The organism is Mangrovihabitans endophyticus (assembly GCF_014646155.1).
Lineage (GTDB): Bacteria > Actinomycetota > Actinomycetes > Mycobacteriales > Micromonosporaceae > Actinoplanes > Actinoplanes endophyticus.
The window spans coordinates 1-24,492 of the sequence record NZ_BMMX01000001.1 but is presented as its reverse complement, the minus strand read 5'-3'; the positions used below and the strand labels follow the sequence as shown (position 1 = coordinate 24,492).

22 protein-coding genes are annotated in these 24,492 nt (G+C 71.8%); 10 read left to right on the top strand and 12 right to left on the bottom strand.

The window, feature by feature from the left end; all coding sequences use genetic code 11:
• From IEY73_RS00110 to IEY73_RS00100, 3 genes are read left to right on the top strand one after another with little or no spacing between them, the layout of a single operon-like run.
• Positions 1 to 801, top strand: coding sequence for a carotenoid biosynthesis protein (locus tag IEY73_RS00110; RefSeq protein WP_189076949.1), 801 nt, complete (start codon positions 1 to 3; stop codon positions 799 to 801).
• Between the two features lie 26 nt (positions 802 to 827).
• On the top strand, positions 828 to 1,862 hold the full coding sequence (locus IEY73_RS00105) for a glycosyltransferase family 2 protein (protein WP_189077739.1): 1,035 nt from the start codon (positions 828 to 830) through the stop codon (positions 1,860 to 1,862).
• Complete coding sequence (locus IEY73_RS00100; protein ID WP_189076948.1) at positions 1,859 to 3,301, top strand: phytoene desaturase family protein; 1,443 nt, start codon at positions 1,859 to 1,861, stop codon at positions 3,299 to 3,301. The genes IEY73_RS00105 and IEY73_RS00100 overlap by 4 nt, the downstream gene beginning before the upstream one ends.
• A gap of 56 nt (positions 3,302 to 3,357) precedes the next feature.
• Here IEY73_RS00100 and IEY73_RS00095 read toward each other — a convergent pair whose 3' ends face one another.
• Entirely contained in the window at positions 3,358 to 4,986 is a 1,629-nt protein-coding gene (locus IEY73_RS00095) for a substrate-binding domain-containing protein (RefSeq protein WP_189076947.1), read from the bottom strand.
• Between the two features lie 116 nt (positions 4,987 to 5,102).
• Positions 5,103 to 6,056 carry a LysR family transcriptional regulator gene (locus IEY73_RS00090; RefSeq protein ID WP_189076946.1) on the bottom strand — a complete coding sequence of 318 codons (954 nt, stop codon included), beginning with the start codon at positions 6,054 to 6,056 and terminating at the stop codon, positions 5,103 to 5,105.
• Between the two features lie 152 nt (positions 6,057 to 6,208).
• Between IEY73_RS00090 and IEY73_RS00085 the strand changes: the two genes are divergently transcribed.
• From IEY73_RS00085 to IEY73_RS00075, 3 genes are read left to right on the top strand one after another with little or no spacing between them, the layout of a single operon-like run.
• The gene (locus IEY73_RS00085) at positions 6,209 to 6,859 is read left to right on the top strand and encodes a succinate dehydrogenase cytochrome b subunit (RefSeq protein ID WP_268240405.1); all 651 of its coding nucleotides are present in this window, start codon (positions 6,209 to 6,211) and stop codon (positions 6,857 to 6,859) included.
• A 2-nt stretch (positions 6,860 to 6,861) separates the two neighbouring features.
• Positions 6,862 to 8,793, top strand: a complete 1,932-nt coding sequence (locus IEY73_RS00080) for a fumarate reductase/succinate dehydrogenase flavoprotein subunit (RefSeq protein ID WP_189076944.1) — start codon at positions 6,862 to 6,864, stop codon at positions 8,791 to 8,793.
• Positions 8,793 to 9,539 carry a succinate dehydrogenase/fumarate reductase iron-sulfur subunit gene (locus IEY73_RS00075; RefSeq protein WP_189076943.1) on the top strand — a complete coding sequence of 249 codons (747 nt, stop codon included), beginning with the start codon at positions 8,793 to 8,795 and terminating at the stop codon, positions 9,537 to 9,539. Before IEY73_RS00080 ends, IEY73_RS00075 begins: the two co-directional genes overlap by 1 nt.
• Positions 9,540 to 9,989: 450 nt before the next feature.
• On the opposite strand, the gene IEY73_RS00070 is transcribed toward IEY73_RS00075, so the two are convergent.
• The 4 genes from IEY73_RS00070 to metF form a co-directional block, all read right to left on the bottom strand.
• The gene (locus tag IEY73_RS00070) at positions 9,990 to 11,222 is read right to left on the bottom strand and encodes an MFS transporter (RefSeq protein WP_189076942.1); all 1,233 of its coding nucleotides are present in this window, start codon (positions 11,220 to 11,222) and stop codon (positions 9,990 to 9,992) included.
• A gap of 114 nt (positions 11,223 to 11,336) precedes the next feature.
• Complete coding sequence (locus tag IEY73_RS00065) at positions 11,337 to 11,831, bottom strand: hypothetical protein (protein WP_189077738.1); 495 nt, start codon at positions 11,829 to 11,831, stop codon at positions 11,337 to 11,339.
• Between the two features lie 269 nt (positions 11,832 to 12,100).
• The gene (locus IEY73_RS00060) at positions 12,101 to 12,772 is read right to left on the bottom strand and encodes a CDP-alcohol phosphatidyltransferase family protein (RefSeq protein WP_189076941.1); all 672 of its coding nucleotides are present in this window, start codon (positions 12,770 to 12,772) and stop codon (positions 12,101 to 12,103) included.
• 16 nt (positions 12,773 to 12,788) lie between these two features.
• Positions 12,789 to 13,703, bottom strand: coding sequence for a methylenetetrahydrofolate reductase [NAD(P)H] (gene metF / locus IEY73_RS00055; RefSeq protein ID WP_189076940.1), 915 nt, complete (start codon positions 13,701 to 13,703; stop codon positions 12,789 to 12,791).
• Positions 13,704 to 13,784: 81 nt separating this feature from the next.
• On the opposite strand from metF, the gene IEY73_RS00050 reads away from it, so the two are divergent.
• Positions 13,785 to 14,840: a polyprenyl synthetase family protein gene (locus tag IEY73_RS00050; RefSeq protein ID WP_189077737.1), complete on the top strand. Its 1,056-nt coding sequence runs from the start codon at positions 13,785 to 13,787 to the stop codon at positions 14,838 to 14,840.
• Positions 14,841 to 14,846: 6 nt separating this feature from the next.
• Here IEY73_RS00050 and IEY73_RS00045 read toward each other — a convergent pair whose 3' ends face one another.
• The 3 genes from IEY73_RS00045 to IEY73_RS00035 are packed head-to-tail and all read right to left on the bottom strand — an operon-like array spanning position 14,847 to position 15,887.
• Positions 14,847 to 15,206: a lycopene cyclase domain-containing protein gene (locus tag IEY73_RS00045; RefSeq protein WP_189076939.1), complete on the bottom strand. Its 360-nt coding sequence runs from the start codon at positions 15,204 to 15,206 to the stop codon at positions 14,847 to 14,849.
• Entirely contained in the window at positions 15,203 to 15,529 is a 327-nt protein-coding gene (locus tag IEY73_RS00040) for a lycopene cyclase domain-containing protein (protein WP_189076938.1), read from the bottom strand. Before IEY73_RS00040 ends, IEY73_RS00045 begins: the two co-directional genes overlap by 4 nt.
• Before the next feature lie 7 nt (positions 15,530 to 15,536).
• Positions 15,537 to 15,887, bottom strand: coding sequence for an Rv2175c family DNA-binding protein (locus IEY73_RS00035; protein ID WP_229715291.1), 351 nt, complete (start codon positions 15,885 to 15,887; stop codon positions 15,537 to 15,539).
• A gap of 217 nt (positions 15,888 to 16,104) precedes the next feature.
• Between IEY73_RS00035 and pknB the strand changes: the two genes are divergently transcribed.
• Positions 16,105 to 18,114 carry a Stk1 family PASTA domain-containing Ser/Thr kinase gene (gene pknB / locus IEY73_RS00030; protein ID WP_189076936.1) on the top strand — a complete coding sequence of 670 codons (2,010 nt, stop codon included), beginning with the start codon at positions 16,105 to 16,107 and terminating at the stop codon, positions 18,112 to 18,114.
• Entirely contained in the window at positions 18,105 to 18,971 is an 867-nt protein-coding gene (locus IEY73_RS00025) for a deoxyribonuclease IV (RefSeq protein WP_229715290.1), read from the top strand. The genes pknB and IEY73_RS00025 overlap by 10 nt, the downstream gene beginning before the upstream one ends.
• 6 nt (positions 18,972 to 18,977) lie before the next feature.
• Here the strand turns inward: IEY73_RS00025 and IEY73_RS00020 are convergent, their stop codons facing one another.
• The 3 genes from IEY73_RS00020 to IEY73_RS00010 form a co-directional block, all read right to left on the bottom strand.
• Complete coding sequence (locus IEY73_RS00020; protein ID WP_189077736.1) at positions 18,978 to 20,012, bottom strand: threonine aldolase family protein; 1,035 nt, start codon at positions 20,010 to 20,012, stop codon at positions 18,978 to 18,980.
• A gap of 19 nt (positions 20,013 to 20,031) precedes the next feature.
• Entirely contained in the window at positions 20,032 to 21,435 is a 1,404-nt protein-coding gene (locus IEY73_RS00015; RefSeq protein WP_189076935.1) for a class II 3-deoxy-7-phosphoheptulonate synthase, read from the bottom strand.
• Between the two features lie 118 nt (positions 21,436 to 21,553).
• Positions 21,554 to 23,014, bottom strand: coding sequence for a glycosyl hydrolase family 18 protein (locus tag IEY73_RS00010; protein WP_189076934.1), 1,461 nt, complete (start codon positions 23,012 to 23,014; stop codon positions 21,554 to 21,556).
• 343 nt (positions 23,015 to 23,357) lie between these two features.
• On the opposite strand from IEY73_RS00010, the gene IEY73_RS00005 reads away from it, so the two are divergent.
• Positions 23,358 to 24,035 carry a DUF429 domain-containing protein gene (locus IEY73_RS00005; RefSeq protein ID WP_189076933.1) on the top strand — a complete coding sequence of 226 codons (678 nt, stop codon included), beginning with the start codon at positions 23,358 to 23,360 and terminating at the stop codon, positions 24,033 to 24,035.
• Positions 24,036 to 24,492: the final 457 nt, after the last annotated feature.

Genomic DNA, 24,492 nt, shown 5'->3' with positions numbered 1-24,492 from the left:
ATGATCCGACACCTGCCCTGGGCGGTGCTGGGTGCGCTGGTGCTCACCCAGATCTGCTATCCGCTCGCCGACGGCCGGGTGCGCGCCGCGCTCACCGTGCTCACCGTGCTGCTCGGATATCTCCTGTCCGTCACGCACGCGCTGCTCAGCCGTGGACCACGGGCGGCGCTCGCGCTGATCGGCACGGCCACCCTCGGCGGTTTCGCCGTGGAGGGGGTCGGCGTCGCGACCGGGTTCCCCTTCGGCACGTACGATTACTCCGGCCAGCTCGGCCCGAAGCTGCTCGGCGTGCCGTTGATCATTCCGCTGGCCTGGACGTGGATGGCGTGGCCGGCATGGCTCGCGGCGACGCGGCTGACCGCTTCGCGGTGGGGGCGTGTGGCGCTGGCGGCGGCGGGCCTGGCCGCGTGGGATCTGTTCCTGGACCCGCAGATGGTCGCCGAGGGTTACTGGACGTGGCGGTCGCCGACACCGGCCCTGCCGGGGGTGCCGGGCATCCCGGTGGGCAATTATCTGGGCTGGCTGGGTTTCGCGGTGCTGTTGATGACCGCGTTGTCCCGGGCGGCGGGGCGCTGCGCGGCGACGGGCGGCGACGACCGGGTGATGATCGTGTTGTGGCTCTGGACCTATGCGTCAAGCGTGCTCGCCCATGCCGTCTTCCTCGGCATGCCGGCGTCGGCAGTCTGGGGCGGCCTCGGCATGGGCACCGTGGTGATCCCGTTGATCGCGCGGTTGGTGCATCATGTCGCCGTCCCCCGGCAATGCGCCCCCGCCGTCCGCGTCCCGCGGGCTCGCCCGTGATCTGGACCGGGCTGTTGCTGTGGGTGATGCTCACCGGGCACACCATCGTCAACGCGCTGCTGCTGCGCCGTCCCTCCCCCGGCGCCGCCACCGCCACACGCGTCGCCGTGCTGTTGCCGCTGCGTGACGAGGCCGATCGGGTCGGCCCGTGCCTGGCGGCGTTGCTCGGCCAGCGCGGGCTCACGCACCTGGACATCGTGGTGCTCGACGACGGGTCCGGCGACGGCACCGCCGACGTGGTGCGTGCGGTCGGCGGGGACAAGGTGCGCCTGCTCACCGGCGCGCCGCTGCCCGACGGCTGGCTCGGCAAGCCGCACGCCTGCCAGCAACTGGCCGACGCGGCGCCGGATGCCGAGGTGCTGGTCTTCGTGGACGCCGACGTGGTGCTCGCCCCGGACGCTGTCGCCGCCGCGGTGACGCACCGGACCACGACACTGCTCAGCCCGTACCCGAAGATCACCGGGGCCGGCCGCCTGGTGCAGCCGTTGCTGCAGTGGTCCTGGCTGACGTTCCTGCCGCTGCGGGCGATGGAACGTTCCGCGCGCCCGTCGCTCGCCGCCGCGGGCGGGCAGTGGCTGGTCGTCGGACGAGCCGGGTACGACGCGGCAGGCGGCCACGCCGCGGTGCGCGACCAGGTGCTGGAGGATGTGGCGCTGGCCCGCGCGGTGAAGCGCTCCGGCGGCACGATCGCGCTCGCGGACGGGTCACGGCTGGCCACGTGCCGGATGTACGAGTCGTGGCGGGACCTGGCCGACGGGTACGGCAAGTCGCTCTGGGCATCGTTCGGCTCCGCCGCCGGCGCCACCGCCGTGGTGCTCGTGCTGCTCCTTCTCTACACCGCTCCGCCGCTGCTCGCACTGCTGGCCGGGGCGCCGGCGTTCTGGCTGTCCGCGTACGCGCTGGGCGTCCTCGGCAGGGCGGTGTCCGCGATGGCCACCGGCGGCCGGCCGGTCGACGCGTTCGTCCACCCGGTGTCGGTGGCGGCGTTCGCCGTCCTGGTCGTGCGGTCGTTCCGGCTGCGCCGCCGGGGCCGGCTGGAATGGCGCGGGCGGCCGGTGTGAGCCGGGTCGTGGTGATCGGCGCCGGCGTGGGCGGACTGTCCGCGGCCGTGCGGCTGGCCGAGGCGGGGCACCGGGTCGAGGTGCACGAACGCGCCCCCGTCGTGGGCGGCAAACTCGGCGTGTACGAGCGAGACGGCTTCCGCTTCGACACCGGGCCCAGCCTGCTCACCCTGCCGCGGGTGTTCGACGGGCTGGGGCTCACGCCGCAACCGCTGGATCCGGTGGTGCGGCACGTGTTCGCCGACGGCGCGGTGCTCGACTCGTCGTCGGATCACGAGGTCTTTCTTTCTCGTATCGCCGCCGCGCTCGGGGATCCGGCAGCCGCCGCCGACTGGGACCGGTTCTGGGCGCGGGCCCGGCGCATCTGGGACGCCTCCTGGACGTCGGTGCTGCAGCGGCCGGTCACCGCGGCCACCGTGGCCCGGATGTCCTGGCGGGTGCGCGACCTGGCCGCCATCGCGCCGTGGCGGTCGCTGCGCGCCCTCGGCCGGCACTACCTGCGCGATCCGCGGCTGCGCACGATGCTGGAGCGGTACGCCACCTACACCGGCGCCGACCCCCGGCGGGCCCCGGCCGCGCTGGCCGCCGTTCCGTACGCGGAACTAGCCTTCGGCGGCTGGTATCTGCCCGGCGGCCTGGGCACCATCGCGACCGCGCTGCTGGCGCGATGCCGCGCGCTGGGGGTGCAGGTCCACACCGGTTCGCCGGTGACCCGCATCGTCGCCGATCGCGCGGTGCGTGGCGTGCGTCTGGCCGGTGGGGCGGTGCGCCCGGCGGACGTGGTGGTGTCCAACGTGGACGCGCTCACCACGTACCGGGAACTGTGGCCGGCGCCGGACCGGCTGGCCCGGCTGGCCGACCGGAGCCTGGCCGGCTTCGTGCTGCTGCTGGGGGTGCGCGGCGCGACGCCGTCGCTGGCGCATCACACGGCCTTCTTCCCGCGCGACTACGACGCCGAATTCGACGCGGTCTTCGGCGGCCCCGGCCGACGCGCACGCCCGGCGCCGGACCCCACGGTGTTCGTCACCCGGGCGCTCGACCCGGTGGTGCACCCGCCCGGCCATGAGGCATGGTTCGTGCTGGTGAACGCGCCGCCGCAGGGGAACGGACCGCACGCGGTGGACTGGCGCCGACCGGGGCTGGCCGACGCGTACGCCCGGCATCTGCTCGGCGTGCTGGCCCGGCGCGGGCTGGACGTGCGCGACCGGCTGCTGTTCGCGGAGACGCGCACCCCGGCCGATCTGGCCGACGCGACCGGCGCGCCGGGCGGGACGATCTACGGCACGGCGGGCGGCCTGCTGCGCCCGCCGAACCGGGGGCCGGTGGGCGGGCTGTGGCTGGTGGGCGGATCCACGCATCCCGGCGGCGGGCTGCCGATGGTCACCCTGTCCGCGCGCATCGTGGCGGACCAGGTCGGACCGGCGCGCCCCGGAGACTGACCGCGGTCCGGCGCCGCCCGGTCCGGCGCCGCCCGGTCCGGCGCATGCGCCGCCGCTCAGTCCGGCGCGTGCGCGGCCAGGAATGTCCGGGCCATCGCCGAGGCCAGGTCGGCCGGGTTGGTCGCGGCAAACGCCTTGCCGCCGGTGGCTTCGGACATGCGCTGCAAGGTGCCCATGTCCGCGGTCGGCCCATATCCGACGCCGAACACCGGGACCGGCGGCCCACCGCCGAGGCGATCGAGGAAGTCCGCACGACTCATCGCGTACCGCGACTCCCGGTCCTGCCCGTCGGTGAGCACCACCACCAGGGTGACCACGCCGGGCTTGACCCGTTTGCGCATGGCCGCCACCCCGTCCAGCACGGTCCGGTACAGCGGGGTTCCGGCGACGTCGGGCGCGTCGTACTTCTTGATCGTCGCGCTCAGCACGTCGCGCCGCGGCGTGCCGTCCACCGCCGCCGTGATCGGCCCGAACGGCACCACCTCGGCGTGCGGCGGGCTGGTGGCCTCGGGCGTGCCGAAGACCCACATGCCGATGCTGGTGTCCTCGCCGAACAGCTCCGACGCGGCCACGCCGGACTGCCGCAGCAGCGCCTCCTTGGTGGTGATCTTCCCGGACTTGTCCTTGATCCGGTCGTTCATCGATCCGGACGCGTCCACCAGCAGCAGCACCTGGAAGGACAGCCGGCGGTATTGCGACCATTGCAGCGCCGGGCCGAGCAACTGATCCGCCTTGTCCGGCAGATCCGGGGCGGACGAATCCGGCTCGATCCGGAAGCCCGCCCCGGTCAGCGCGGCGCGGGTGTCGGCGCCATGCAGCAGGTCGACGACCCGGGCGGTGAGGTTCTTGCCCTCGGCGCCCGGCGAGACCGCCACCGGATAGTCCGCGGTCACCGGAGCGTCGGCCGGGCGGGCCGCGGCGAGCCGCACCCTCGGCTCGGACCGCTGGTAGGCGCGCCACTGCTGTTCGAGCACCGGGAAGACGCCGACGTCGTAGACGGCCTCGGTCTGTTCGGACGCGGCGGCGTCATGCGCCAGCAGCTTCGTAGGGTCGGCGGTGGCGTCGCGGAGGCGACTGCGCAGGGTCAGCGCGCGCAACTGGGCGATGCCCGCGTCATCGGTGGTACGCGCCATTGCCGCCTGCACCCCGAAGACGCTCAGCATGCCCACCGTGTCGTGCAGCGGGTCCGGCATGGCGACCGCCGGGATGTCGTGCTTCGCCACCCCTTGGACCAGGCGCGCCCAGCTCGTACGTCCGTCGTCGATGACCAGCTTGCCGATGCCTTCCGGCACCGCGATGACCACCGGCGACCAGGCGATCGGCGGGCCGTCCACGCGGTAGCGGGCGCCGTTGACCGCGGCGGTGCGCAGCCACGCGCTGGACGAGGGGATCCAGATGTCCGGCTGGCCGGCGGCGGCCGCCGTGGCGGCGGGCTGCTGGGCGGTCACCTCGATGGGCCGGCAGGAGGCGCCGTTGCCGACCCGCAGGCCATCGCGCACCGCTTGGCGCACCACCGGCTCGATCTCCGGCGCCGCGACCACGCGCAGCGCGGGCGCCGGGCAGAACTCCGACGGGTCGGTACTCTGCCAGCGGGATCGCTGCCACCAAACGGCTCCACCGGCCGTGACGATCACGCTGAGCAGAACCGCGAACACCAGAAAAAGGCGATTACGCCGAGACGACATGGCAGCGAATCGTATCGCCGCATTCACTCCTCGCAATATCAATGTCCACTTTGTCAAGATCGGCGGCAAAACGCGGCACGCGCATCAACACCCTCGCCCGGTAGGAGGAACGCGCATCACGCCGAACGATGATCACTGTCCGCAACCGAGGGCAGGATGCGCACTCCGAGCGGCAAGGCCCCTCCGCCGCCGATGTGATCGAGCAGGACCGAGCGCAACGCCTGCGCCGCGTGTGGCAGCACGGCCTGCTCCCGGTGTGCCAGCGCGATGGTGCGGCGCATGCCCGGCGGCGCCAGCGGCGTCGCCCGCAGCCGCGGCCGGTTGACCAGCACCATGCTGGGCACGACGGCGATGCCCAGGCCGGCCTCGACGAAGGCGAGCACCGCGTCCATCTCGCCGCCCTCGACCGCGAAGCGCGGGGTGAAGCCGCGGTGGCGACAGGCCTCCAGGGTGACGTCACGCAGGTCATAGCCGGGCCGGAACATCACCAGCGGCGTGTGTTCGAGCTCCGCGAGCGGCATCGGCGTGGGCGGCGCGGGCGCGTCGGCCACCGACGCCACCACCAGGCTCTCGCGCAGGATCGGGGCGGCGTGCAGCGCCGGGTCGACGCCGCGCTCCGGCTGCACGATCAGCGCCAGGTCGAGGCTGCGCGCCAGCAGGCCGCCGATCAGATCGGACGAGCTGCCCTCGGTCACGTGCAGCGAGATGCCGGGATGCTCGGCCCGGTACGTGCGCAGCACCGCAGGCACCAGGGACGAGCACAGGCTGGGGGTCGCGCCCAGGCGCACCGCGCCGCGACGCAGGCCGACCACGTCCTGCACGGCCTGCTCGGCCTGCTCGGCGTCGGCCACCATGCGCCGGGCCAGCGGCAGCAGGGTGTGCCCGACCGCGGTGAGCGTGACGGCCCCGCGGGTGCGCTCGAACAGCGCCGCGCCGAGGCTCACCTCCAGGGTGTGAATCTGCTTACTCAGCGTCGGCTGGGAAACCCCTAGATTGTCCGCCGCATGGGTGAAATGACGGGTTTCCGCGACCGCGAGGAAGTACCGAAGCTGTTGCAGTTGCACTCTCATAGCCTACGGCTATCCAGACGAGTCCGATCATGCATTAGACGAATGCCACGCTCCTACCTACCGTCCTAAGCGTGGCGGTTGATACGAAAACCAGGCCGGTTCCCGCAAGGGCCAACCGGCACACGACCGGGAGCCGGACGGCCCGCAGCACGGTGGCGCTCAAGCTGCTGATGGCAGTCTCCGGCCTCCTGCTCGTGCTGTTCCTGTTCGCGCACATGGCCGGCAACCTCAAGATCTTCCTGGGCGCCACCTCGTTCGACCACTACGCGCACTGGCTGCGCCAGCTCGGCGCGCCACTGCTGCCGGACACCTGGTACCTGTGGATCCAGCGCACCGTGCTGACGGTGGCCGTGCTGGCGCACATCGCCGCCGCCACCGTGCTGGCCCGCCGCGCCCGCGCCGCCCGCCCGGTCCGTTACGTGCACCGCCCCAAGGTGCAGGGCAGCTACGCCGCACGGACCATGCGCTGGGGCGGAGTGATCATCCTGCTGTTCGTGATCTACCACATCCTGGACCTCACGACCGGCACGCTGAACCCGAACAGCGACCCGCAGCACCCGTACGCCAACGTGGTCGCCGACTTCGCGCCGGCGCGTTGGTACGTGACGCTGTTCTACACGCTGTCCATCGTGGCCGTGGGCTTCCACCTGCGGCACGGCCTGTTCAGCGCGGCACGCACGCTGGGCCAGCAGACCGCGCGCGGCGAGCGCATCGCCCGCGGCGCCGCCCTGGCCCTCGCCCTCGTCCTGGTCGTCGGTTACCTGTCGGTGCCGTTCGCCGTACTTACCGGATTGGTTAGTTGATCATGTCGGACCTGTGGAAGCTCGGCGACGACATCGCCGACACCGCCGCGCCGGACGGACCCGTGGAGACCCGCTGGGAGCGCCGCCAGTTCTCCGCCAAACTGGTCAACCCGGCCAACCGGCGCAAGCTCACGGTGATCGTGGTCGGCACCGGCCTGGCCGGTGGCTCCGCCGCCGCCACCCTCGCCGAAGCCGGTTACCGGGTGCGGTCCTACTGCTATCAGGACAGCCCGCGCCGCGCGCACTCGATCGCCGCGCAGGGCGGCATCAACGCGGCGAAGAACTACCGCAACGACGGCGACTCCGTCTACCGGTTGTTCTACGACACCGTCAAGGGCGGCGACTTCCGCGCCCGCGAATCCAATGTGTACCGGCTCGCCCAGGTCAGCGTGAACATCATCGACCAGTGTGTGGCCCAGGGCGTGCCGTTCGCCCGCGAATACGGCGGCCTGCTGGACAACCGCTCGTTCGGCGGCACCCAGGTGTCCCGGACGTTCTACGCCCGTGGGCAGACGGGTCAGCAACTGCTGCTCGGCGCGTACCAGGCGATGGAACGGCAGATCGCGGCCGGCGCCATCGAGATGCACGCCCGGCACGAGATGCTGGAACTGATCGTGGTGGACGGACGCGCCCGCGGCATCGTGGTGCGCGACCTGGTCACCGGTGAGATCACATGCGATTTCGCGGACGCCGTGGTGCTCGCCTCCGGCGGCTACGGCAACGTGTTCTTCCTGTCCACCAACGCCAAGGGCTGCAACGTCACCGCCAGTTGGCGGGCGCACCGCAAGGGCGCGCTGTTCGCCAACCCCTGCTACACGCAGATCCACCCGACGTGCATCCCGGAGTCCGGCACGCACCAGAGCAAGCTCACCCTGATGAGCGAGTCGCTGCGCAACGACGGCCGGGTCTGGGTGCCGCAACGCGCCGACGACAAACGCGCACCCGGCGACATCCCCGAGGACGAGCGGGACTACTACCTGGAGCGGATCTACCCGTCGTTCGGCAACCTGGTCCCCCGCGACATCGCGTCGCGCGCCGCCAAGAACGTCTGCGACGAGGGGCGCGGCGTGGGCCCCGGCGGCCTCGGGGTCTACCTCGACTTCGCCGACGCCATCGCGCGCCTGGGTCGTCCCGCCGTGGCGGCCAAATACGGCAACCTCTTCGAGATGTACCAGCGCATCACCGGCGAGGACCCGTACGAGGTGCCGATGCGCATCTACCCGGCGGTGCACTACACGATGGGCGGCCTGTGGGTCGACTACGACCTGCAGTCCACCGTGCCGGGGCTGTTCGTGATCGGCGAGGCGAACTTCTCCGACCACGGCGCGAACCGCCTGGGCGCCTCGGCCCTGATGCAGGGCCTGGCCGACGGCTACTTCGTGCTGCCCAACACGATCAGCAACTATCTGGCCTCCGGGCCGTTCGAGCCGCTGTCCGCCGACCACGAGGCGGTGGTCGCGGCGCGCACCGCCGTCGAGGACCGGCTGTCCCGGCTGCTGGCCGTGGACGGCGACCGCACCGTGGACTCGTTCCACCGCGAACTCGGCCACATCATGTGGGAGTACTGCGGCATGGAACGTACGGAGGAAGGGCTCACCAAGGCGATCGGCCTGATCCGCGGCCTGCGCGACGAGTTCTGGTCCCGGGTCAAGGTGCCGGGCACCGGCGAGCAGCTCAACCAGAACCTGGAGAAGGCGGGCCGGGTCGCGGACTTCTTCGAACTGGCCGAATTGATGTGCATCGACGCGCTGCACCGCCGCGAGTCGGCGGGCGGCCACTTCCGCGCCGAAAGCCAGGCCGACGACGGCGAGGCGCTGCGCCACGACGACGAGTTCGGCTACGTCGCCGCGTGGGAGCACGGGGAGACCCCCACCCTGCACAAGGAAAACCTCGAATTCGAGTACGTTCACCCGAGCACGCGGAGCTACAAGTAATGAATCTATCGGTACGCGTGTGGCGTCAGTCCGGCCCGGATGACAAGGGCCGGATGGTCACGTACGACGTGAAGGACATCTCGCCCGACGCCAGCTTCCTGGAAATGCTCGACGTGCTGAACGAGAAGCTGATCCTCGACGGCGACGACCCGGTGGCCTTCGACCACGACTGCCGCGAGGGCATCTGCGGCATGTGCGGCATGATGATCAACGGAGTGGCGCACGGCCCGGAGCGCGCGACCACGACGTGCCAGCTCCACATGCGACACTTCGCCGACGGCGACGTGATCGACGTGGAACCATGGCGCGCATCGGCGTTCCCGGTGATCAAAGACCTGGTGGTGGACCGCAGCGCGTTCGACCGCATCATCCAGGCGGGCGGCTACATCACCGCGCCGACCGGCACCGCCCCGGACGCGCACGCGACCCCGGTGCCGAAGGCGGACGCGGACGCGGCCTTCGAGGCGGCCACCTGCATCGGCTGCGGAGCATGCGTGGCGGCGTGCCCGAACGGGTCGAGCATGCTGTTCACCGCGGCGAAGGTGGCCCACCTGGGCCTGCTGCCGCAGGGCCAGCCGGAACGCGACGGCCGGGTGCTGGACATGATCGACGCACAGGACGAGGCGGGCTTCGGCGGGTGCACGAACATGGGAGAGTGCACCACGGTGTGCCCGAAGGGCATCCCGCTGAACCTGATCGGCCGGCTGAACACGGATTACCGCAAGGCAGCCCGCACCCCCCACTAGCCCCACCCCCACCACCCACGGCGATCCCGCCACCCCACCACCCCCACCCGCCCCGACCCGCACGCCCGTGCCCGCCCGCACGCCCGTGCCCGCCCGTCCGCCCGTGCCCGCCCGTGCGCCCGTGCGCCCGTCGATCTTGGACTTTCCGGTCCGACTAATGCGATATAGGCGTCTGAATCCGGCACACTAACCTCAAGATCGGCGCGCCCGTCGGCCCCCCGTGCGCCGATCTTGGAGTTTCCGGTCCGATTAGTCGGCTATATCCGGGCTAATCGGGTGCGCTTACTCCAAGATCGGCGTGGGGTGGCGACCACCACGATCGGCGCGGGGCGGCGACCACCACGATCGGCGCGGGGCGGCGACCACCACGATCGGCGCGGGGCGGCGACCACCACGATCGGGGAGGGCCGGGACCGCCCGTGGTGGCGCCCGGCCGTCGCGGGTTGGCTGTCACCACCTACCCGGCCTCACCACGAGGACCGCGACCGTCGGCACCACCAGAGCCGCCAGCACCAGCGGCACGTACGCGCCGAGGTGCACCACCGCCGCCCCCAGCGGATTCGCCACCGCGATCGGTCCGAACATCGCCGCGTCGGCGGTGGCCGAGGCGCGTCCGAGCAGGTGCGCTGGTGTGTGCGTCTGCACGGCCACGATCGCGGCGATCAGCGCCCACGGCAGGCCGACGCCCACGACCATGCTTCCCGCGATGGTGGCTGGCCACCACGGCAGCATCCAACCGAGACATCCGGCCGCGAACAGCGCCGCCCCCGCCGCCGCGACGGTGGTCGCGCCCGCCCGCGCCAGCAGCCGCCCCACCATCAAACCGGCGACCAGGGATCCGGCGCCCTGGGCGCTGCCGAGCACGCCGAGGAAGGCGGGCGGCAGACCGATGCCGTCGGTGACCCGAGAGTAGACGGCGGCCGTGGTGAAGCCGGACGCCGCGATGGCCGTGGCGGCGATTGTCACCGGTGTCCGGACGGCCGGCGCGCGCCACCAGACGGCAAGCCCGGCCAACGGCCGCCCGACCCGCGATGACCCGCGCCGAGGCCGGCGATGGGACGGGGACGGCCGCCGGGACGCAGGCGCCGCCCGAGGCACAGGCGGCACGTGGGACGCAGGCGAGGCCGCTGCGTCGTCCAGCCGGTGCAGCGCCGCGTACAGGTCGGCGGTGCCCAGGGCCGTCGCGGCGCTCACCGCCGCCACCGCCGCGCCGCCCTGCCAGGCGTACAGGCCCGCGCCCGCCACCGGGCCGATCAACTTCATGCCCTCCTGCGCGCTGGAACGCCACCCGTTGACGTCGGCGAGCACCTCGGCCGGCACCGACGCGGGCAGCAGGGCCGACTCTCCCGCGCCCAGGATCACGTACCCCACCCCGCGGGTGAGCAGCACCGCGAAGATCAGCCAGATCTCTCCCGCCGACCGCACCGCGACGAGCGCCAGCAGCACTCCCGCGAGCAGGACGTTCGCCGTGATCAGCAGTCGCCGACGGGGCAGCCGGTCGACGAGGGCGCCGAGCCATGGGGCGGCCAGCACGGGCGCGTAGACGGCGAGGCCACCGAGGCCGGCGAGGCTGACCGATCCGGACAGATCCAGGATCCACACGGCCGCGGCCAGGGTCAGCACCGTGCTGCCAAACCCGGAGAGCAGCGAAACGGCCACGAAAAGGAAGGCATTGCGCTGCATACCGGCCCCGCTCCCGCACGCGCGGCCCATGGTTGAGCCGCATCGGCGCAAGTCTTCAACCCTGCGCGAAGTCGGGTCAATATCGTCAACGATTCATTGACAAGGGTGTCGGCCTCAAGAGGCCGGCGGGGGTGACGCGTCCCGCAAGCGGTCCCGCACGTCGGCCAGGGCCGCGGCGAGAGGTGCGGGCAGGCGCCACACGCTCGACCCGGCGATGTCCGTCATCGCCTGAGCCACCAGCGCGAACATCGCCCCCGGCGGGGCCTGGACGGCCGCCGCGACGGTGGCGCGGGTCAGCGCCGCGCGGACGAAACGCCTGTCCCATCGCGAGTCCGCGGTGATTCGCGCGTCCAGGCGGCCGACGGCGGACCGCAACTCGGTGAGCCCGTGCCGCCGGTCCGCATCGCGTCGCCGCGTCGCGGCGGCACGGGCGGTGGAGGCGGCGAGGCGCCCGCGGCGCTGCTCGGCGGCCTGGCGACTGGTCAGGCCGAGCACCGCGGCGATCTCACCCCAGGTGGCGCCGGCACGGCGTGCGCGGTCGATCAGATCGAGTTCGCGCCGATCGAGGTCGGCACGGGCGGCGGCGATCCCCGCGAGGTCGGACAGCATCACACGGTCACCGTGCCCGGCGTGCCCGGCACTCGTCAACGGTTCGTTGACACCCGGACCGGCACGGCATCCCGTGGTGACGGAGCAGGAGACAAGGGGGAGACGGCCGGCGGGCCTGCCCCCGTGTCAACCCACCGGCCGTCGTCATCGCGGCGCGGTCGGCGCACGAGGAGTGGTGTGATTCGTCTTTTGTCCGCCTCTGTGGGGATGAGGCCCGGCACTTCGCCACCGTAGGGCCGTTGATCGCCATGAACAACCGAATAAGCCGCCTATCGCAAGCGGCGGCGCACCACGACGACGAGTTGTGCCAACCCGGCCAACGCCAGGACCAGCCAGGCCGCGGCGGCCACCGTCACCACCCGGTCGCTGGCACCCGTACCGGAGAAGATCAGGCCCACCGCTCCCCCGACCACCAGTCCGGCGGCGGCCACCGACACCCGCGTGGGCCGTTCGGCCACGGTGACCACGCCGATGTCCGGCATGCCCGCGGCAGCGGCACGGGCGCGCACGTACTCGTGCAGCCAGCTCACCGCGCCGCCGGCGACCACCAGCCAGCCGGGGGCGCCGGCCAGCCAGAACGCGGCCAGCCACGCCGCCTCGCCCAGCCGGTCGGCCATCGAGTCGTACACGAAACCGATCCGGCTGGTCCGCCCGGTGACCACCGCGACCGCGCCGTCCAGGCCGTCGGCGAAGCTGGCCAGCAGCACGAGCAGGCCGCCCGCCAGAAGCCCACCGGGCCCCGGCCACGCGACCAACGGCACCGCCAGGCAGAGCAGCAGACCCGCGACGGTGACCTGGGTCGGCCCGGCGCCCCAGCGGGCCAGCAGGCTGCCTCCCGCGTACGCCGCACGGATCCAGCCGCGGATCACCGGTGACGCCTTGGCAGGATCGAAGCCGCCATGCAACTCGCTCCACGCGGCGGCGTACTCGTCCCAGGTCACCGTGGTCGAAGCCGGATCAGGCCGAGACGCTCGCGGCCAGGCGCTGCCACACCTCGCGGGTCGCCGTCGAACGATTCATGGTGATGAAGTGGATGCCCGGCACGCCCTCGTCGAGCAGCCGGCGGCACATCTCGCCGCACAGGTCGATGCCGAGCGCCCGGACCGCGGCGTCGTCGCCGGCGATCCGCTCGAAACGCTCCAGCAGCGCGGGCGGGAACGGCGCGCCGGACAGTTGGACCGCCCGTGCGATGGTGCCCATCCGCAGCACCGGCATCACGCCGGGCACGATCGGGGTGTCGCAGCCGGCCGCCGCGACCCGGTCCCGCAGCCGGAGATATTCGTCGGCGTCGAAGAACATCTGGGTGATGGCGAAGTCGGCGCCCGCCCGGCACTTGCGGACGAAGTTCCGGGTGTCCGACTCGATGTCGTCCGATCGGGGGTGTTTGTACGGGAAGGCGGCCACCCCCACGCTGAAGTCGCCGGACTCGCGCAGCAGCCGGACGAGTTCCTCCGCGTAGAGCACGCCGTCGGGATGCTGCACCCACTCGCCGGTGGGGTCCCCCGGCGGATCGCCGCGCACCGCGAGCACGTTACGGATGCCGGCACCGGCCAGCCGCCCGATCACGTTGCGCAGCTCGGCGATCGAGTGGTTCACCGCGGTCAGGTGCGCCATCGGCAGCAGCGTCGTCTCGGTCGCCACCCGCTCGGTCACCGAGACCGTGGTGTCCCGGGTGCTGCCACCCGCGCCGTACGTGATCGAGACGAAGTCCGGACGCAGCGGCTCCAGCTCACGGATGGTCTGCCAGAGCAGTTGCTCACCCTCGCGGTTCCGTGGCGGCATGAACTCGAAGGAGAACGTGGGCCCGGGACGGCGAATGAGGTCGCCGATTGCCGGAGACCCCGGACGCCGGGGAGTAAGTCCGTGAGACACGCTGCGATCCTACCGGTCCGTGCCTGCGCGGCAGAGCCCTTGGCGAGCCGCTACGTTGGCTCGGTGACAGCATCGACGCCGGTGGACCGTGCCGGACTCCGAGCCCGCGTGGACGCGGCTCTCACCGCATTCCTGACCGCACAGCACGCCCGGCTCGTCGCCGTGGATCCGGCGTTGGACGAGGTGGCGCGGGCGATCGAGGATTTCGTGCTGGGCGGCGGCAAGCGATTGCGGCCGGCGTTCGCCTATTGGGGTTACCGGGGTGCCGGCGGCGCCGACTCGGACCAGATCGTCACCGCGCTCTCGGCGTTGGAACTCGTCCAGGCCAGCGCCCTGATCCACGACGATCTGATGGACCGGTCGGACACCCGGCGGGGCGAGCCCGCGGTGCACCGGCGGTTCGCCGCGCAGCACACCGAGCGCGGCTGGCGCGGCGGCGCGAGCGCGTACGGGGACAGCGCGGCGGTGCTGCTCGGCGACCTGACCCTGGTCTGGTCGGACGAGATGTTGCAGGCCAGCGGCGTGGCACAGGCCGACCTGGCGCGTGCCCGGCCGGTGTTCGACGCGATGCGCACCGAGGTGACCGTGGGGCAATACCTCGATGTGCACGCACAGGCAACCGGGGACACCTCGCTGGAACGGGCGAGCAAGATCGCACGGTACAAGTCCGCCAAGTACACGGTGGAGCGGCCGTTGCTGCTAGGCGCCGCGCTGGCCGGCGCGCCGGAGAAGCTCAGCCGGGCGTACGCGGAGTTCGGACTGCCGCTGGGTGAGGCGTTCCAACTGCGCGACGACGTGCTGGGGGTGTTCGGCGACCCGGAGCGCACCGGCAAGCCGGCCGGCGACGATCTGCGCGAGGGCAAGCGGACCTATCTGGTGGCCGCGGCGTTCGCGGCGGCCGGGTCGGCGGAGCGCGCCGATCTGGAGGCCGGACTGGGCGATCAGGGCATGGACGACGCCCGGGTGCAGCGGTTGCGTGCCGTCATCCGGGACAGCGGGGCGCTTTCGCGCACCGAGCGCCGCATCACCGAGCTGACCACCGCGGCGCTTACCGCGCTGGACTCCGCCGACGTGCAACCGCAGGCGCGGGCGGTGCTGACCGAGTTGGCCGACGCGGCGACCCGCCGGACGGTCTGACCGTCGTCACCGATGCCCGCGCCGGGCGCGTTCCAGCACCCGGCTGCCCCGGCCCGCGACGGGTGTCCGCTGCACGCCGCGTCGTCCCAGCCAGACCCAGGTGGACAGGGTGAGCGTGACCATGGCAAACCCGAACATCAGGTCCTCCACCGGCGCGTACGCGATGCGCCATCCGAGGATCGCGGCCGGATCGTAGATCACGATGCGCCGCCCGGTCAGGATGCCGTTCGAGAGCAGTTGGAACAGCACCACGATGGGATAGGTGGCCCAGAACACCGCGCGTGTCACCAGCCGGGTGCGCAGCACCAGCAGGTCGACGGCGAGCGCCCCGGCCACCCCGAGCAGGGCCGCCGCGGTGTAGCTCACTCGTCACCCGCCGGGCGGCCCAGCACCGCACGCACCGCCTCGAAGCCGAGCACCGCGCAGACCGGCACCACGAGGAAGAAGAGCACTTCGTCCAGGGGCAGGCCGCCGGGGAACACGATCCCGGTGGTCTGCGCCGGGTCGAAGCTCCAATGCCCCGCCGCGATCGCCGCCAGATCCCACAGCACGAACACCGCCGCCACCGGCAGCAGCGTCAACAGCAGCCGCCGCCAGCGGCGGAACACGTTGACCCTGAGGACGGGCTCCAGCCACAGCGCCGCGATCAGGCATCCGGCCAGCACCGCCACGTACGACAAATGGCGCATGGCCGGGTCAGAAACCGAGCGCCTGGGCCCGCCGCTTGACCTCCCGGGCACGCGGACCGCCCAGGCCGAGCGCCGCGTTGCCGTCCAGATCCGGATCGGGTTGATAGAGCCACCGCAGTGTTTCTTCGTCGTTGTACCCGGCGTCGCGGAGCAGGGTGAGGACGCCGGGGAGGTGTTTGAGCACCGTGCTGTTGGCCACCAGCTCGGCCGGCACCCTGCGGACACCGTCGCGCTTCACGGCGATCAGCGAACCTTCGCGGATCATCTGGTTCACCTTGCTGATCGACACGCCGAGCTTCTCGGCGACGTCCGGCAGGTCGATCCAACCGGCCGGACCGGCGGTCACGAAATCGGTCACCGCTCCAGCGTGCCATGCGGCGCACACGGCCCACCACGCGGAACCCCGGCCCGGCGCGTGCCGGTCATTGCGGTACGCCGCACCGCCACCCGATCCGGACGGTTCGGGCGCACCGGGTAGGTGATGAGCGGCACGCCGCACCGCCGACGTACCCATTCGGTCTCACCTGTGGCATCCTGAACTGCCCCTACCGGATGGACACATACACTTCACGCCGATGGACACGACTGTTGCCGACGCGTTGATCGGCACCACGATTGACGGGCGCTACCGGATTACCGGTCGTGTCGCCCGCGGGGGCATGGCGACCGTGTACACCGCGACGGACGACCGGCTGGGCCGCACCGTGGCGCTGAAGATCATTCATCCGTCCCAGGCCACGAACGTCCACTTCGTCGACCGGTTCACCGACGAGGCCAAGACGATCGCCCGGCTCGCCCACCCGAACGTGGTCGCGGTTTACGACCAGGGTCGCCACGAGGGCCTGCCCTATCTGGTGATGGAGTACGTGCAGGGCCGCACCCTGCGTGACCTGCTGACGCAACGCCGCCGGCTGAACCCGGTGGAGGCGCTGGCCATCGTCGAGCAGATGCTGGCGGCGATCGCCGCGGCGCACCGGGCGGGCCTCGTCCACCGGGATGTGAAACCGGAGAATGTGCTGGTCGCCGAGGCGCCCAGCGGCGGCGTCGCCAACCTGGTGGACGCCGTGGTCAAGGTCGCCGACTTCGGCCTGGCCCGTGCGGTGGAGGCCAGCAGCGGCGGCGAGGACGACGGGCACCTGTTGGCCACCGTGGCGTACGTCGCTCCGGAACTGGTCACCGACGGGCACGCGGACGCCCGGACGGACGTCTACTCGGCCGGCATCGTGCTCTACGAGATGCTCACCGGCCGGGTTCCGTTCGACGGCGACGACCCGGTGCACGTCGCGTGGCAGCACGTGGACAACGACGTACCGCCGCCGTCGGCGATCGTGCGCGGTCTGCCGCCGGGCATGGACGAACTGGTCGCCCGCGCCACCCGTCGTGACCCGGGTGCCCGCCCGACCGACGCCGGTGCGCTGCTGGCCGAGGTGCAGGTGGTGCGCGACGACCTGGGCGCGGCGAACGTGCAGACGGCGCTGCTGCGGCAGGTGCCGTCGCACCGCCCGGCGGCGACCGACGCGACCACCGTGGTCCCGACCGTCCCGGACCGCCACGGTCCGGACCACACCGCCCCCTTGGACCGCACCGCCCCGATGGACCGGCCCTCCTGGGCCCGCCTCCCCGACCAGGGCCGGGTGCACGGGCAGCGCCGCCGCACCCCCGGTGGGCAGACGCACCCGGGCGCTTCGGGCCGGGCACCCGGCCGGAGTGGTGTCGACCGGCGGCGAGTGCTGATCCTGGCCGCGGTGGCGCTGATGGTGCTGACCGTGGTCGGCAGCACCTGGTGGGTCACCCTGGGCAGGTACGGCCAGGCGCCGGAACTGGTCAACATGACCCGGGCGCAAGCCGAGCAGCGCGCCCAGCGGGACGGCTACGAGCTGCTGATCGGCGACGGCCAATACAGCGAGACCGTCAAGAAAGACGTGGTGCTGGGCCAGAACCCGGCGCCGGACGCCAGGATCGTGCGCGGCGGGGCGATCACCCTGTCGCTGTCGCTAGGCCCGGAACGGTACCCGGTGCCGGACGTGACGGGCATGGAGCTGTCCGCCGCCAAGGCGGGCCTGGAGGAGGCGAAGCTCACCCTCAAGGAGGGCGAGCGCCAGTACAGCGACGCCACCCCGGAGGGTGCGGTGATCTCCACCGACCCGAAGCCTGGCACGCCCCTCAAGCCGGGCGCCACGGTCACCGTGGTGGTCAGCAAGGGCAACGCCCCGATCAACGTTCCCGATCTGGGCGGCAAGAACATCAACGACGCCCGCGCCCAGTTGCAGCAGCTCGGCCTCAGCGCGGTGGAGCAGTACGAGGACAACGACGCGCCGGCCGACACCGTCATCGGGCAAACGCCGAAGGCGGGCACCGGCGTGGCGAAGGACGCCGAGATCAAGCTGACGGTCAGCAAGGGGCCGCCGCAGGTCACCGTGCCGCGGGTCATCGACCTGCCGTGTCAACAGGCGCAGCAGCAGTTGCAGGGCATGAACCTGAAGGTGCGGGTCGACTTCAACCCCAACGGGACGGTACGCAACCAGCAGCCGGGCGAGGGCACGCCGGTGGCGCCGCAGAGCGAAGTCGCGATCCAGTGCTTCTGAGCCGCATCGGATCGCACACGCCGACGTCCGGCGGGCTGGCGAAGGCCGCCCTGCCGTACGCGGACGCGGCCGGCTCCGAGGCGCTGCAGGTCTACGTGTCCAACTCCCGTGGCTGGGCGTTGCCGGGCGGCGACCCGCGGCAGGACACGTTGTTCCGGGACGGGTGCGGCGAGCGCGGCCTGCCCGCGTACGTGCACGCGTCCCTGCTGGTCAACCTGGGATCGCCGACCGATCTGACGGTGGAGCGGTCGGTGGCCACCCTGGAGCACGCACTGACCCGCGGCGCCGCGATCGGCGCGACCGCGGTGGTCTTCCACGCGGGCAGCTCGGTCGACCCGGCGCACGACGCCACGGCGATGCATCGGGTGCGTGCGGCGCTGTTGCCGCTGCTCGACCGGGCCGCCGCGGAGGACGGGCCGCGGCTGCTGGTGGAGCCGAGCGCGGGGGGCGGACGCAGCCTGGCGTCGAAGGTGCAGGATCTCGGCCCCTACCTCGCCGCGGTGGACGACCACCCCTGGCTGGGCGTCTGCTTCGACACCTGCCACGCCTGGGCGGCCGGGCATGACCTGGCCAGCCCGGGTGGCATGACCGCGACGCTGGACGCGCTGGTCGCCACGGTGGGGCGGGAACGGCTGCGGCTGATCCACGCCAACGACTCGAAGGACGGGTGCGGCTCGGCACGCGACCGGCACGAAACCATCGGGGCGGGGCAGATCGGCGCGGCGGCGTTCACCGAGCTGCTCGCTCATCCGGTCGCCGCGGGCGTGCCGGTGATCGTGGAGACGCCCAGCGGCACCGCCCACGAGGGCCACGCCGCGGACATCGGCCTGCTGAAGTCGCTGCGCCCGGCGGCCTGACCCCGGCTATCCGGCCGCCAGCAGCGCGCCCAGCACGGTGCCTGCCTGGTCCACGTCCTCGTCGTCCACGTCCAAGTGGGTGACCACTCGCGCCAGGTGCGGCAGCATCGCGGCGATCAACACCCCGTGCTGCTCCGCCCGCGCGGCCAGGGTGGGTGCGTCAAGCGTGGTCTTGGTCAGGTCGAGCAGCACCATGTTGGTGCGCACCTGGGCCGGGTCGACCACGCCGTACGGCGCGAGCGTGTCGGCGATGCGCCGGGCGCGGGCATGGTCCTCGGCGAGCCGGGCGACATGGTGGTCCAGCGCGTACCGGCCGGCCGCCGCGAGGACGCCCACCTGGCGCATGCCGCCGCCGATTCGTTTGCGGATCTGCCGCGCCTGGGCGATGCGCTGCCGGGAACTCACCACGAGGGACCCGACGGGCGCCCCCAGCCCCTTGGACAGGCAGACCGACAGGGTCTGGAAGAGCTGGCCGTAGACGAACAGCGGCACCCGGTCCGCGACGTGCGCGTGCCAGATCCGAGCGCCGTCGCAGTGCAGGGCCAGCCCGGACGGACTGGCCGCCAACGCCACCTCGGCCAGCCGGTGCAGCGTCGCCAGCGGCACCACGCCGCCGCCGCCGAGATTGTGCGTCTGTTCGACGGCGAGCGCCTGGGTGGGCACCGACGGGAAGCCGGACGGGCGGATCATCGCCGCCACGACCTCCGGATCCAGTGCCGCGCCCACCGCCGGCCAGGTGCGGGTGGAGATGCCACCGATCGCGGCGGCGGCGCCCGCCTCGTAGGTCACCACGTGCGCGTCGGCGCCGGCCAGCAGCTCGCCGCCGCGATCCACGCACAGTTGCAGCGCGACCTGGTTGGCCATCGTGCCGGACGGGAAGAACAACGCCGCCTCGTGCCCGAACATCGCCGCGACGTGCGCCTCCAGCTCGACGACGGTGGGGTCGTCGCCGAAGACGTCGTCGCCCACCTCGGCGGACGCCATCGCCTCGCGCATCCCCGGCGTGGGCCGTGTCACGGTGTCCGACCGCAGATCGATCATCGGACGGCCGGACCGCTGCTCAGCCACGCAACATCTCCGCCACCAGGAAGGCCAGCTCAAGGCTCTGCTGGGTGTTCAGCCGAGGGTCGCACGCGGTCTCGTACCGGTCCGGCAGGTCGAGGTCCTCGATGCCCTGCGCGCCGCCCAGGCACTCGGTGACGTCCTCGCCGGTCAGCTCCACGTGGATGCCGCCGGGATGGGTGCCCAGGTTGCGGTGCACCTCGAAGTAGCCCAGCACCTCGTCCACGACGCGGTCGAAGTGCCGGGTCTTGTATCCGTTGGACGACTCGTGCGTGTTGCCGTGCATCGGGTCGCACTGCCAGACCACCTTGGCGCCCACCGCGGTGACCTTCTCCACGATCGGCGGCAGCGTGTCCCGGACCTTGCCGTTGCCCATCCGGCTGATCAGTGTGAGCCGCCCCGGGATGTTGTCCGGGTTGAGCTTCTCGCACAGCTCGATCGCCGTCTCCGGCGAGGTGCCGGGGCCCAGCTTCACCCCGATCGGGTTGGCGATGCGGCTGATGAAGTCGATGTGCGCGTGGTCCAACTGCCGGGTACGCTCGCCGACCCACAGGAAATGCCCCGACAGTCCGTACGCGCGACCGTCGGAGACCCGGGTCAGCGCCCGGTCGTACTCCAGGGCCAGCGCCTCGTGCGAGCAGTACAGGCTGACCTTGCGCAGTTCGTCGTTGTCGGTCATGCCGCAGGCCCGGATGAAGTCCAGCGCCCGGTCGATCTCCCGGGCGATCGCCTCGTAGCGCTCCCCCGCCGGGGATGCCCGCACGAAGTCCTTGTTCCAGTCGTGCAGGCCGTGCAGGTCGGCCAGGCCGCCGGCGAGATACGCGCGGAGCATGTTCATCGCCGCCGCCGAGTTCGCGTACGCCCGGATCATCCGCTGCGGGTCTGCCACCCGCGCGGCCTCGTTGGCGTCCAGCGAGTTGATCAGGTCGCCCCGGTACGCCGGGAGGCCGAGCGCGTCGGTCGGCGACGACCGTGGCTTGGTGTACTGCCCGGCCACCCGGGCCACCTTCACCACCGGCATGGAGGCGCCGTAGGTGAGCACCACCGCCATCTGCAGCAGGGTGCGGGCGTTGGCCAGCAGGTGGCTCTCGGTGTTGTCCGAGAACGTCTCGGCGCAGTCCCCGCCCTGCAGCAGGAAGGCCCGACCCTCGCACACCTCGGCGAGCCGGTGCCGCAGGTGGTCGACCTCGTAGGGCGCCACCACCGACGGGACGTTGTCCAGGACCTGGCACACCGACGCCACCTCGGCCATGTCCGGCCAGGGTGGCATCTGCACACGCGGCAGGCCGCGCCACACGTCGAGACCGAGCGCCGCGTCCTCGGCGGAGTCGGTGGAGGGACGGGAGGTCTGCAGAGCCGGGCTGCCGACCGCGGGATAGCTGAGCTGATGCCACTCGCGCATGCGGATGAGCCTACGGCGAGCGGGACTGGGCGAAACCACCGATCCCCTCCCCATCCCATACGGCGAGCGGGGCGCCGGCCCGAACGGCCGACGCCCCGCTGCGTTTCTCGCCCCGGTGTTACAGGTTGTTCTTGATCGCGCTGATCAGTTCGCCGTTGCTGGTGTCACCGGAGAACTCCCAGAAGAACGCGCCGCCCAGGCCCTGCTGCTTCACGTAGCTCATCTTGCCCGCGATGGTGGCCGGGGTGTCGTAACCCCACCAGTTGTTGCCGCACTTGGCGTACGCGGTGCCGCCCGCGGTTCCGGTCGCCGGGCAACTGTTCTTCAGCACCTTGTAGTCCTCGATGCCCTGCTCATAGGTGCCCGGCGCGGCGCCGGTCGCGCTGCCACCCGGAGCCGCCTGGGTGACACCCGTCCAGCCCCGGCCGTAGAAGCCGATGCCGAGCAGCATCTTGCTGGCCGGCACTCCCTTGCCCTTCAGCTTCTGGATGGCCGCGTCGGACCAGAAGCCCTGGGTCGGGATGCCCGCGTACGAGTTCAGCGGCGAGTGCGGGGCGGTCGGGCCCTGCGGGCTGAACGCGCCGTAATAGTCGTAGGTCATCGGGAACACCAGGTTGAGCTTGGCGATGCCGGACGCGTAGTCGGCCGCGTCGAGCTTGCCGCCGTTCGAACCGTCCGCCGAGATCGCCGAGGTGATCAGGAAGCCGGAACCGAACTTGTTGCGCAGCGCGCTGATCACCTTGTTGTACGCGTCCGGCCCGCTGTTGTCACAGGACAGGCCGCAGGCGTTCGGGTACTCCCAGTCGATGTCGATGCCGTCGAAGACATCCGACCAGCGGGAGTCCTTGATCAGGTTGTAGCAGGAGTTGGCGAACCCGGTCGGGTTGGCCGCGGCCTGGGTGAAGCCCCCGGACCAGGTCCAGCCGCCGAACGACCAGATCACCTTGATGTTCGGGTACATCTTCTTGAGCTTGCGGAGCTGGTTGAACGAGCCGCGCAACGCGCCCGCGTCCCAGGTGTCCGCGACACCGTCGACGCTGTCCGCCGCCGTGTACGCCTTGTCGTAGTCGGCGTACGAGTCACCGATCGAGCACTGGCCACCGGTGGTGTTGCCGAAGGCGTACAGGATGTGCGTCAGCTTGGCGGCCGAGCCGCTGGTGACGATGTTCTTGACGTGGTAGTTGCGGCCGTACACGCCCCATTCGGCGAAGTAGCCGACCACGTTCTTGCCGCTGCCACCGGGGTTGCCGGGGGGCTGGGTGGTGGGCGACGTGGTGGGCGGGGTGGTCGGCGGGGTGGTCGGCGGCGTGGTCGGGGTGCCGCCGCCACCGCAGGACCCGTTGTTGATCCAGACGTCCCATTGGCCGCTGTGCGTGGCCGGGTTCTCGTTCTGGGTCCACCACTTCGCCGTGTAGTTGATGCCCTGATAGGACGCCCGATCGTCCTTGACATAGACGGAAGAGGAACTCCAGGCGGGGGCACAGGCGGCAGCCGCGGACGCCTGGACCATCGGCACCGTCGAGGCGGCGACCGCCACGATGGCACCGGCCCAGAGAGCGCGGCGAACGGATTTCTTCAAGGCGTCTCCTCGGGCAACAGTTAGGAAACTTTCCAAATGGAATCTTGAAGAGACGGTAGTCACATCAAAGAAGATCAGTCAAGGGAGGTCAGCGGGATTAAGCACCCGCTCAAGTTTTCGCCTCCAATCTCAACGGTGTGCCATCGAGCCATGACAACGCGTAGTCTTCGGACATGACCATCCCCGACGTCGATATCGACGCCCGCGCCGGAGGCACACCTTCGAACCGTTGCCTCCGGCGGGCCACCCCGGTGGTCGTAACCCCTGGCTGCAGCCGCCGTGCAGCAGGATCTCGGAGCGCGGCCGTCCGCTGTCGACGAGCCGCCGCCCCACTGAGCAGTCGATGAGCATCAACGTCATCGGCGTGGACGCGTATCCGCTCGGCTGGGTCGGCATCGAGCTACGCGACGGACGATTCGCCCGCGCCGTGCTCGCCTCCACCCTGTACGAAATCGTCGCCGCCAGCTCCGGAGCCGCGGTCATCGGCGTCGACATCCCCCTGGGCATGCTGCCCGACCGGTGGCGCGCCGCCGACACGGTCGCCGCCGACCAATTGGGACCGCGCCGCAGCAGCGTGTTCCGGGTGCCGCCGCGCGCCGTCTGGCAGGAGAACGACTTCGCCGCGGCGAACCGCCTGTGCCGCGAACTCACCGGCGCGGGCCTGTCCCGCCAGTCCTGGGCGCTGCGCCCGAAACTGCTGGAAGCCAACGCCATCTGGGAGCGTCACCCGGGTTTACTGTTCGAGGCGCACCCGGAGGTGTCGTTCCGGGAGATGGCCGGTGAGCCCTTGGCGTATGCGAAGAAGACCTGGACCGGTCAGGGACGCCGGCGAGACCTGCTGGCGCGGCACGGCATCGTGTTGCCCGACCACCTGGGACCGGCAGGCCAGGCGCCACCGGACGACATCCTGGACGCGGCGGCGGTGGCGTGGAGCGCACATCGGATGGCGACGGGTGCGGCGCTGTCGCATCCGAACCCGCCCGAGGAGGCAGACGGCACCCACATAGCTATCTGGTACTGACCGCAACCCGCCCCCGCGCACTCCAACGGCTCGATGCCCCACCCCACCCCACCCGACGCCCCCACCACGCCACGCCCCGCCAACGCCGCCCCACCACGCCACGCCCCACCCCGCCCACGCCACGCCACGCCCCGCCCACGCCCCACGCCACGCCAACGCCGCCCCACCCACGCCACGCCCCGCCCCACCACGCCCCACCCCGCCGAGCCCCGTCGAGCCCCGCCGAGCCCCGCCGATCTTGAACTTTGCGTGCTAGATATAAGCCAGCACAACCGACATGTCCGACCACGAAGTTCAAGATCGACGTGGTTGACCCCCAGCACCCCGTCGATCAAGGAGAATGTGTGCCCGAAAAGGGGCGCCAGATCCGACTTGTCCGACCCGAAAGTCCAAGATCGGCGCGGGTGCGGGGCGGGGCGGCGCGGGTGCGGGGGCGGGGCGGGGCGGGGCGGGCGTT

Excerpts from the sequence above, each read along its gene's own strand:
- IEY73_RS00110 (WP_189076949.1), top strand. The coding sequence starts at position 1 with ATGATCCGACACCTGCCCTGGGCGGTGCTGGGTGCGCTGGTGCTCACC.
- IEY73_RS00105 (WP_189077739.1), top strand. The coding sequence starts at position 828 with ATGCTCACCGGGCACACCATCGTCAACGCGCTGCTGCTGCGCCGTCCC.
- IEY73_RS00095 (WP_189076947.1), bottom strand. The coding sequence starts at position 4,986 with ATGTCGTCTCGGCGTAATCGCCTTTTTCTGGTGTTCGCGGTTCTGCTC.
- IEY73_RS00090 (WP_189076946.1), bottom strand. The coding sequence starts at position 6,056 with ATGAGAGTGCAACTGCAACAGCTTCGGTACTTCCTCGCGGTCGCGGAA.
- IEY73_RS00080 (WP_189076944.1), top strand. The coding sequence starts at position 6,862 with ATGTCGGACCTGTGGAAGCTCGGCGACGACATCGCCGACACCGCCGCG.
- IEY73_RS00075 (WP_189076943.1), top strand. The coding sequence starts at position 8,793 with ATGAATCTATCGGTACGCGTGTGGCGTCAGTCCGGCCCGGATGACAAG.
- IEY73_RS00070 (WP_189076942.1), bottom strand. The coding sequence starts at position 11,222 with ATGCAGCGCAATGCCTTCCTTTTCGTGGCCGTTTCGCTGCTCTCCGGG.
- IEY73_RS00065 (WP_189077738.1), bottom strand. The coding sequence starts at position 11,831 with ATGCTGTCCGACCTCGCGGGGATCGCCGCCGCCCGTGCCGACCTCGAT.
- IEY73_RS00040 (WP_189076938.1), bottom strand. The coding sequence starts at position 15,529 with ATGCGCCATTTGTCGTACGTGGCGGTGCTGGCCGGATGCCTGATCGCG.
- pknB (WP_189076936.1), top strand. The coding sequence starts at position 16,105 with ATGGACACGACTGTTGCCGACGCGTTGATCGGCACCACGATTGACGGG.
- IEY73_RS00020 (WP_189077736.1), bottom strand. The coding sequence starts at position 20,012 with ATGATCGATCTGCGGTCGGACACCGTGACACGGCCCACGCCGGGGATG.
- IEY73_RS00015 (WP_189076935.1), bottom strand. The coding sequence starts at position 21,435 with ATGCGCGAGTGGCATCAGCTCAGCTATCCCGCGGTCGGCAGCCCGGCT.
- IEY73_RS00005 (WP_189076933.1), top strand. The coding sequence starts at position 23,358 with ATGAGCATCAACGTCATCGGCGTGGACGCGTATCCGCTCGGCTGGGTC.